Origin of the sequence: Streptomyces muensis (genome assembly GCF_021474425.1) — a bacterium.
Taxonomy (GTDB): domain Bacteria; phylum Actinomycetota; class Actinomycetes; order Streptomycetales; family Streptomycetaceae; genus Streptomyces; species Streptomyces muensis.
Genome location: NZ_JAKEIP010000309.1, coordinates 1 through 8,826, shown reverse-complemented (window position 1 = coordinate 8,826; position 8,826 = coordinate 1). Strand labels below are relative to the sequence as shown.

The window sequence follows — 8,826 nt, the reverse complement described above, 5'->3', positions numbered from 1 at the left end:
GGTTTGGGTTCCCGTGGGGGGATTCGAAGGTGCTGGACTGTTTACGTTCGTTGTGCGTGGGGTGTGGACAGGCTGTGTCCGGGTGGGGGTGGACAGTTTTCGCCCAGCCGTTCGCCACGGCTACTCACCGGCGTGACAATTTCCGGCTTTATTAGAGCTGACGTCACGTCATATTGTGAGCGTGGGCTGGGGCATCTCGACCGCACCGGTGGATTCAGGGCGCTTACGCCCCCGTACCACCAAAACGCCCCCCACCACCGCAAGCACGAATCCAGCCCCGGCAGCCCCGATCGGCAGCGTCCGGCCCACCATACGCAGCTGACCGCTGTCCCGCTTCGCCTGCCGTACGGCCTCCTTCTGCGTGGCCGTGGTGAACGCGATCTTCTCGCTGTCCAGCAGCACCGCCGCGTCCTTGTCGGCGCCGGGCGCCCGCAGGGTGCGGCGCGGCCCGGTCTGCGCGTAGACGACCCGGCCCGTGGCCTGATCCACCACCAGTTTGAACCCGTGGTTGGAGTACCACTCCTCGGCCAGCACCTGCGGGCGGTCCGGCTCGTCGACGAGGCTGCCGGGGACGAGCCGGGTGCCGACCTTGCGCGGCGCGACCGTGCCGGTGAACCGGTAGCCCGTGTACCCCTGGACCTTCTCGGTGCCGTCGTAGCGCATCGTGATCGTGGTGCCGCCGGTGTTGTCCCACCACTGGTAGGAGCGCTTCTCCACGTCGAACGGGAACTTCAGATAGGCCTCGCCCTCGATGTACGGCGACTCCTCGCAGCAGTGCACCGGCCGGGTGGTCTTCCGGTCCATCACCCAGCGGTGCGGGGTGAAGTCCAGCGCGTCGTGCGGGTCGGCGGCCGGCAGCGACTTGTCGGTGTCGACGGTGGTGATCACGTCCCAGACGGCGTTGCCGCTGCGCTCGCTTTCGGCCACATTGCCGCGCACCCGCTGGGTGACGGTGATCTCCTGGTCCGGCACGGTCTCGATCTTGTCGGTGTCGAAGACGCTGCCGGTGCCCTTGTAGACGGCCGTGGTGTCGATGTCGATGGGGTTCACGGCGGCACGCGGGGTCACGTACCAGGCCAGCATCGGCGCCAGTACCAGCAGAAACGTGCCGAGGCCCAGCAGGATCAACGAAAGAGGTGAGGCTGTACGGCGCATCCGGCACTCCTGGGGATTTGACGCATGGTCGATGCACGCTCGGTGCACGGTCGTTGCCTGGCCGTTCTTGGGCCGGGAACCGTAGGCGCCCCTTGACGGAGTGTCAATGTCTTGACGGGCCGACCCGGCTTGTCGAGACTGAAGGCGACAGGCAGGGGTGGACCGGGTCCAGGCTGGCACCACCGGGGTGGGGACGACCTCCGGATGCAGAGAGGCTGACCCTGCGATGTCCAGACTGCTCGCCGCCGCGCTGACCGTCGCGCTCGCCGCCGTACTCGCGGTGGGCGCCGCGCTCGGCGTCGTCGCGCTGCTGGAAGCGACGCCCGACCAGCCCAACACGCCATTGATCACCTACGAGCAAGCGGGCCAGGGGAGTTGACCGTGGCCGCGACCCCCGCCACCTCCGCCACTCCCGCCCCGGTCTCGCCCGCCGCCGTCCGCTCGGCCTGGCGGGACGTACCCCGCTTCCAGGTCCGCCGTTTCGCGGAGCTGGCGATGGCGGACGCCCCGGCGCTCGCCGAGGAGATCCTGCGCGAGATCCGCCGCGAGTACCCGCATCTGCCGCTGGTCCTGGACGAGTCGGGCGAACCGATGGCCCTGGTCGGCATCCGCCGCGCCATCGAGGTCTTCGTCCAGCACCTGGAGACCTCGGAGGGCCGTCCGACCGTCCCGCCCGGCGTCTTCCAGGACTTCGGCCGCGGCGAGGGCCTCAACGGCCGTTCCCTGGACTCGCTCCAGGCGATCTACCGGATGGGCGTACGACTGGCCTGGCGCCGTTTCGCCGAGATCGGGCAGCGCGTCGACATACCGCCGCCCGCGATGTACGAGCTGGTGGACGCTGGCTACGAGTACCTGGACGGCCTCGTCGACCAGTCGGTGCGCGGCTACGCGGAGGCGGCCGCACGCCAGGCCGGCGAGCGCTTACGCCTCCAACGCCGCCTGATGGAACTGCTGTTGGCCGAACACCACCGGGGCGACCCGGCGGACGCCCTGACCGAACGGGCGGCCCGGATCGGCTGGCCCCTGCCCGAGAAGGTCGCCGTCGGGGTCCTCCTGCGCCCGGCCCGCGAGGCGATGGCACCGGCCGTGGGACAGGGCGTGCTGCTCGACATGGAGTACGAGCAGCCGCGCATGGTCGTCCCCGAACCGGACGCCGGCGGCCGCCCCGAACTCCTCCACCGGGCCCTGACCGGCTGGTCCGGCGCCATCGGCCCGCCCGTCCCGCTGGCCGACGCCGCGAAGTCGCTGCGCTGGGCCGAGGCGGCCGTACGCCTCATGGAACGCCGCCTGCTCCCGGCCGGGGACGTCCTGTACTGCACCGAGCACACCGAGGCACTGGTCCTCCTCCAGCCCGAGGAACTGATCGACGACCTCGCGGTGCGCTGCCTCGCCCCGCTGCGGCACTGCGGCCCCACCCACGGTCGACGGCTCGCGGAGACGTTACTGGCGTGGCTGGAGACGAGGGGCGGGGCGCCGGAGGTGGCGGCCCGCCTGGGGGTCCATCCCCAGACGGTCCGCTATCGGCTGCGGCAGATCCGGGAATTGTGGGGCGACGAGATGGACGACCCGGACCGCCGGTTCGAGCTGGAACTGGTATTGCGGGCACAGCGGTTGAGGGGGGCGCTGGGGGAGGGGCACCGGTAGCACCTCGTTCACCGAACAGGCGAACGGGGACGGGCCGGGCTCAAAGGCCGGAGCGGCTCTTCAGATGGTGCCAGAAGTCCCGGAACATCCACTTGTCGAACTCGGTGATCTGCGCGGCGGATCCGGCCTTCATCAGGAAGCAGCACTGACCGGTCGGAGACCAGTCGTAGAAATCGTCGAGGCCGAAGGTGTGGCCGACCTCGTGCAGATAGATGTGGATGTTCTCCTGGCCGAGCGCGGAGGTGAAGTACTCCTGCCCGACCCGCTGCCCCCAGTCACCGCCGGCCCCGCCCTGGAAGCCCTTGGTCAGCCACAGCGACTGGTCGTAGTGGCGCGCCGCGCCGCCCGGGCACTTGGAGTAGTTGCCGTCCTGGTGGAAGAAGCGGCCGCAGTCGGGGGCGCACTGCGGGGCGCCGGCCCCGTCGAGCACTCCGGCGTAGATGTCGACGGAGTTGTCGCTCCACTGCAGGGTGGACCGGTTCTTGACGGCCCAGCCGACGATGTTGACGGGCACGTCGGTGTACGGCCAGGCGTTGTGACCGGTCCCGTCGCTCTCGACCATCGCGGCCATCCACTTTCCGAACTGCTTCTTCAGCGCGGCATGGATCCGGTCGCGCAGGGCGGCGCTGACCGGGGCGTCGGACTCCCAGCGGACGCAGTAGTTGACGCTGCCCCGGTTGGCCATGACCTGGTCCCAGCCGTAGTTCCGGAAGCCGTAGAGGTCGGGGTAGGTCGACTCGACGTGGTTCCAGACCTCGCCGAGCGGCTGGACGAGGCCGGCGGGCGGGTTCCACTGGTCGGCCGCCTGAGTGGCGGCCCGGGCGGGAGCCGCGGTGACGGCGGGCGCGGCGATCAACGCGATGACCGCGGCGAGTACGGCACCGAGACGTGCCAGGGGGGTGCGCATGGTGAACTCCCTTGGTGGGGGACGGGACTTCACCTGTTGGTCGCCGCCGGGGCGGTGGAGGTTGCCCATGGCTCAGGCGGCCTGACGGGTGCGCTCGGCAGGCTGCCGCACCGGCTTGCGGGCGTTGGCGCGCAGCCTGCGTCCGCGGCGCGTCAGCCCCCAGGGCTTGAGCACCGAGATCACCGTCATGAAGACATACGCGGACAGCGACACGATCGGCCCCATCATCAGGTCCGTGGCATCGGGCAACGGCTCGCCCGCGGCGACGGCGGCCACGGTGGAGCCAAGGCCGGGGCGCAGGGCGAAGGCCGTGGCGGTGGTCGTGGCGAGGGTCAGCCAGAACTTGACGTACACCCACCGATGGCGCGCCAGCCCCCACTGCGTCCCCAGGGACAGCACCAGCCCGCTGACCAGCGTGAGGAACGCGACCGGCAGCAGCAGCCAGTCCGCGAACAGCTTCATCGCCCGTACGGACGCCTCCACCGTCACCGCGGACCCGGTGCCGGCCGCGGTGACCGCGAGCGCCAGCAGCCCGAGCGAGAGCCCGAGCCAGCCGGCGGAGGCGACGACATGGACGACGAGGACGGCCCGGCGGACGGGACGGCTCAGTTTCCTGGCGGACGCGGAAGAGGTCGTGGAAGACATGGACAACACCGTGCCGGGCGCGGGCGGCGAGCACGTCTGACAGCGGGAGTAACCCGGTGTACTTGCGTGGGCGTATCCGGCGGCACCCGGGCTGCTCCTGCGGACACGGCCTATGCCCCGGCGGGTTCCTTCGGCGCGGTCCGTCGCGGGGCCGGCCGGTCCAGGTGGACCACCACGGTGGTGTAGAAGCGGTGCACCGCGTCGTCCACGCTGCGGATGAAGCCGGACTCGGTGTTGCCCCGGGTGCTGCCCATGCTCTTGAAGAGGGAGAGGCGGAAGCCGGTGATGCGGGTGGCGCCGCCCTTGGGCAGCATGTCCGCCGGCTCGGGCCGCAGCCGTTCCAGAGTGCCCCGGGGACCGCCCGTCTCGCCTTCCACCAGGGTTTCGACATGCAGGTCCGCCGGTGCCTCGGCGAGACGGCGGACCAGGCGCTTGGCCCAGGTCAGGGGATAGCCCTGCTCGGGTGCGGGGATCTCGACGGACGTACGCAGCTTGCCGGTGCGCAGATCGGCGCTGATCGCCAGCAGCCCCGGGGCCTGCTCCACCCGGAGCTCCGCCTGGAGCCTTCCCTCCCGGCACAGTTGGTCGGCCAGCTGGACGCGGCGTGTTCCGGGGTCGGTGCCGCGTCTGGTGCGCTGGGCCGGCAGCACCTTCTGCCCCAGTTCACCGCCGAGCCTCAGACACACCTGGCGGATGAGCCGCTCCCAGTTCTCGACCACCTCGAGGGCGCGCGGGTCGCCCTGGCACAGGGTCTCGTCGCCGATGCCGTTGCGTACCGGCACCCATGCCGAGCCCATGTTCTGGAATCCGTGGCAACCGGAGTTCTCGTGCTGGAGGTAGTGCAGCAGTTCCTGGAGCAGCCAGGTGCGTGCCGCGTTGCCGACGCCTTCGTGCCGGATGAGCAGCTGTGCCTGATGGGCCACCTCGGCCCACGACAGGTGCCAGAGCGCCACCTTGTGCTTGCGGCGCCGGTCGATCTTGACGTCGACCAGCGGGCTGCCTTCCAGCGCGACGTCGTTCGACACGGTGATCACGGCCTCGTAGCCACGCCGTGCGGCGATGTCCATGTACGCCTGCACCTGGTCGTCCTTGAGGGCGTTGCCGTTGGTCTTGGTCTCGACGAGCGCCGTCCACAGCTTGCCGGCCCGCTCGATGCGGATCACTCCGTCGGGGCGCCGGGGTGTGTCGCCGTGGGGCAGGGCCACCTCGGTGAACGTCTCCATACGGCCGGAGGGTGCCCCGAACGCGGCGGTGAGCCGTCTGCCGAACCTCGGCACCTGGGCCATGACCGACAGCAGCACCGAGGTGGCGCGCGTCTCCCGGTCCCGGTCGCTCTTGAGCGCCGAGACGGGGAAGAGCCTGGCGGGCTTCCAGGAGTCGTTCTCCGCCAGGGACTTCGGCGGGGTGCTGGGCGGGGAGACCCGCTTCTTCGCCGTGCGGGGCCGGGCGGCGGGTCTGCGGGGTCCGGCCTCGTCGACGGACTGGCGCGGAGCCGGCACCGCGTCCAGCGTCGGCGCGGGCACGGTGTCCGCGGCCGTCTCCTCCGGTGTCGCGGCGCTCTCCGTCTCGGCCGCGTCGTCGTCGACATCGACCCCGAAGTCCGTCGCCAGCCCCGCAAGACCGGAGTCGTAGCCCTGTCCGACGGCACGGAACTTCCAGTCCGCCCCGCGCCGGTACAGCTCGCCGAAGATGATCGCGCTCACCGGTCCGGCGTCGCCCACGGCGAAGCGGAGCAGGCTCTCACCGGCCGCGTCGGCCAGCCTCAGCTGAACGTTCTCCAGTTCCGCGAAGCGGGCTCCGTCGTAGCGGCTGGCGGCCACGACGATCCGTTCGACGTCCGGTGGGACCGCGGTCAGGTCGAAGGAGATCCGGTCCTCGTTGCCGTCCTCCGTCGGTGTCTTCCCCAGCAGCTGCACGCTTCCGTCGGCGGCCACCGGGTTGTTGTAGAAGTAGAAGTCGGCGTCGCTGCGGACCTTGCCCTTGGCGTCCAGCAGTAAGACGGACACATCGGCGTCCCCCTCGCCGGTCGGGCTGACCCAGCCCAGGCTGACGATCACCGAGCCGACGTCTTCGCTCAGGGCCGTCAGCGTCACGTTCGAGCCCATGACCATGTCGTGCACAGAACCCCCCAAATCGCTCACCCGGGGGCGCGTGCGTACGCGACGGCCCCGGATCCCTCCCCTTGCGGCAGAGTGTGACGTGTCGCACACGTGAAACGGTACTGGTCGTCCGCCACGCTCGCGGAGCTTTCGAGGCGGTCCGCGCAAGGCCATTGCCGGGGGAAACGCAAGTTGAGTAGCCTGTGTTCGTTATTCCGATCGGCTGTTGAAATTTCGAACGCAGCCTGACATCCAAGGGAGGATGCCGGACGTGGGACGCCTCGTACCAGCCGTGACCCGGGCTCTCGACATTCTCGAGCTCTTCCTCGACGGGGACGGCACGCTGTCCGCCCCCGACATCGTGCGCAAGCTCCAGCTGCCGCGCACCACCGTGCACGAGCTGGTCACCACACTCGCAGCCCGGTCGTACATCGTCCAGGTCCCCGGCCAGCCGGGACGGTACCGCCTGGGCGTACGGCCGTACCAGCTCGGCAGCCGGTACGCCGAGCAGCTCGACCTCGCGGCCGAGGGGCAGCAGGTCGCCCGGTCCGTCGCCGAGACCTGCGACGAGACCGTGCACGTGGCGATCCTGGAGGGCACGGACGTCATCTACATCGCCAAGGTGGACTCGACGCACGCGGTGCGCATGGTGTCCGCCGCCGGGCGGCGGCTGCCCGCCCACTGCACGTCCGTCGGCAAGATGCTGCTGGCCTCCCTGCCCGAGCCGGAGCTCTCCTCCCGTGTCCCGGACGACGCCGAGCTCATCGCCATGACACCCAACAGCATCACCGACCCGGGCGCCCTGCGCGAGGCCCTCGCCGGGATCCGGCAGCGGGGGATCGCCGTGGAACGCCAGGAGTCCAACCCGGACGTGTCCTGCGTCGCCGCGCCCGTACGGGACCGCACGGGCCAGGTCGTCGCCGCGCTCTCCATCTCCGTGCCCATGATCCGCTGGAGCGACGACCGGCGCGCCGAGCTGGAGCAGCTCGCCGCCAAGGGCGCCGCCGAACTGTCGGAGCGGCTCGGACACCGGAGCGTGGCATGACGACCGCGTACGAGGTGGCGGTACGGGCGGAGGCGGAGCTCGGTGAGGGCCCGACCTGGGACCCGGCGAGCGGGCGGCTGATCTGGATCGACATCCTGGGGTCCCGGATCCACACGTACGACCCCGTCTCGGGCCGTCGCTCGGTCCGTACGACACCGCAGCACGTCGGCGCCGTCAAGCCGCGCGCCGGCGGCGGCCTGGTGCTGAACCTGCGGGACGGCGTCGGGCTGCTCGACCCCGACGACACCTTCCGCTGGCTGCACCACGAGCCCGTCGCCGGACGTCGCGCCAACGACGCGGCCGTCGCGCCCGACGGTTCCCTGTGGGCCGGCACCATGCGCTACGACGAGGCGCCGGGCGGCGGCACGCTGTCCCGGATCACCGGTGACGGCACGGTCGACGTCGTCCTCGACGACGTGGCGGTCAGCAACGGCACGGGCTGGAGCCCGGACGGCAGCCTCATGTACTACGTCGACTCGCCGACCCGCCGCGTCGACGTCTTCGACTTCACCGGCGACGGCGCCGTGAACCGCCGCCCTCTCGTTGAGATCGAGGACGGCGCGGGGTTCCCCGACGGCCTCACCGTCGACGCCGAGGGCTGTGTCTGGGTCGCCCTGTGGGAGGGCGCGTCCGTACGCCGCTACACGCCGGCCGGCGCCCTGGACCGCGTGATCCCCCTCCCCGTCCCCCGGGTCACGGCCTGCACCTTCGCCGGCCCCGACCTGACCGACCTCTACATCACCACGGCCCGAGTCGGCCTCACGTCCCCACCCGCCCTGGCCGGCTCCCTCTTCGTGATCCCGAACGCGGGCAAGGGCCTACCCCAACCGCCCTTCAAGGGCTGACCCCGCGGCGCCGCCAACAAGCCGGAGGAACGCCCCCGAGCCCGGCCTGACGCCGGCCCCGCCCTGCCTGCCGACCGCACTCACGGTCGCCCGGCGATCGGCGGGGCCACAGCCGGAGCGTGGTCGGATGGTCAATCCCGGGCCGGCGCAGCCGGTTGGCTGCTCGTTCGTGCCGCGTTCGACTGCCGGTCCCGGCCGACGCAGCCGGGTGGCTGATCGTTCGTGCCGTGGTCGGGTTACCGGCCCTGGCCAGGCGCAGCCGGCCGACTGTGTTCGCGCCGCGGCCGGGCCATCGGCGCCGTGGCCCCCAGCCGGGCGGCTCATCTCCGCGCCGTCGGTGGTACCCCCGCCTTCCGGCCTCGGCGCCTCCTGGCCTCCCGGTCTCGGCGCCTCCTGGCCTCCCGGCGTCGGCGCCTCCCGGCCTAGGCGGCCTCCCCCCGGCCTACTCGGCCCCCGGCCTCGGCGGCCCCCCGGCCTACTCGGCCC

8 protein-coding genes are annotated in these 8,826 nt (G+C 71.3%); 4 read left to right on the top strand and 4 right to left on the bottom strand.

Going from position 1 to position 8,826, the window contains the following annotated elements:
* Positions 1–168: 168 nt before the first annotated feature.
* The gene (gene pgfA, locus L0P92_RS38825) at positions 169–1,155 is read right to left on the bottom strand and encodes a cell envelope lipid trafficking protein PgfA (protein ID WP_234767841.1); all 987 of its coding nucleotides are present in this window, start codon (positions 1,153–1,155) and stop codon (positions 169–171) included.
* Between the two features lie 226 nt (positions 1,156–1,381).
* Here pgfA and L0P92_RS38820 point away from each other — a divergent pair, with 226 nt between their 5' ends.
* Entirely contained in the window at positions 1,382–1,534 is a 153-nt protein-coding gene (locus L0P92_RS38820) for a hypothetical protein (protein ID WP_167348315.1), read from the top strand.
* Between the two features lie 2 nt (positions 1,535–1,536).
* Positions 1,537–2,799 (top strand): PucR family transcriptional regulator, encoded by a 1,263-nt coding sequence (locus L0P92_RS38815; RefSeq protein ID WP_234767840.1) that lies wholly within the window; start codon positions 1,537–1,539, stop codon positions 2,797–2,799.
* A 40-nt stretch (positions 2,800–2,839) separates the two neighbouring features.
* Here the strand turns inward: L0P92_RS38815 and L0P92_RS38810 are convergent, their stop codons facing one another.
* From L0P92_RS38810 to L0P92_RS38800, 3 genes are all read right to left on the bottom strand, one after another.
* Positions 2,840–3,706 (bottom strand): hypothetical protein, encoded by an 867-nt coding sequence (locus L0P92_RS38810; RefSeq protein WP_234767839.1) that lies wholly within the window; start codon positions 3,704–3,706, stop codon positions 2,840–2,842.
* Between the two features lie 72 nt (positions 3,707–3,778).
* Positions 3,779–4,351, bottom strand: a complete 573-nt coding sequence (locus L0P92_RS38805) for a DUF2269 domain-containing protein (protein WP_234767838.1) — start codon at positions 4,349–4,351, stop codon at positions 3,779–3,781.
* A 110-nt stretch (positions 4,352–4,461) separates the two neighbouring features.
* Positions 4,462–6,462: a TerD family protein gene (locus L0P92_RS38800; protein WP_234767842.1), complete on the bottom strand. Its 2,001-nt coding sequence runs from the start codon at positions 6,460–6,462 to the stop codon at positions 4,462–4,464.
* Between the two features lie 259 nt (positions 6,463–6,721).
* Between L0P92_RS38800 and L0P92_RS38795 the strand changes: the two genes are divergently transcribed.
* Together L0P92_RS38795 and L0P92_RS38790 are read left to right on the top strand one after the other, a co-directional pair.
* A complete protein-coding gene (locus L0P92_RS38795; RefSeq protein ID WP_234767837.1) occupies positions 6,722–7,495 on the top strand; it encodes an IclR family transcriptional regulator in 774 nt (257 codons plus the stop codon).
* Positions 7,492–8,340, top strand: a complete 849-nt coding sequence (locus L0P92_RS38790) for an SMP-30/gluconolactonase/LRE family protein (RefSeq protein WP_234767836.1) — start codon at positions 7,492–7,494, stop codon at positions 8,338–8,340. Before L0P92_RS38795 ends, L0P92_RS38790 begins: the two co-directional genes overlap by 4 nt.
* Positions 8,341–8,826: the final 486 nt, after the last annotated feature.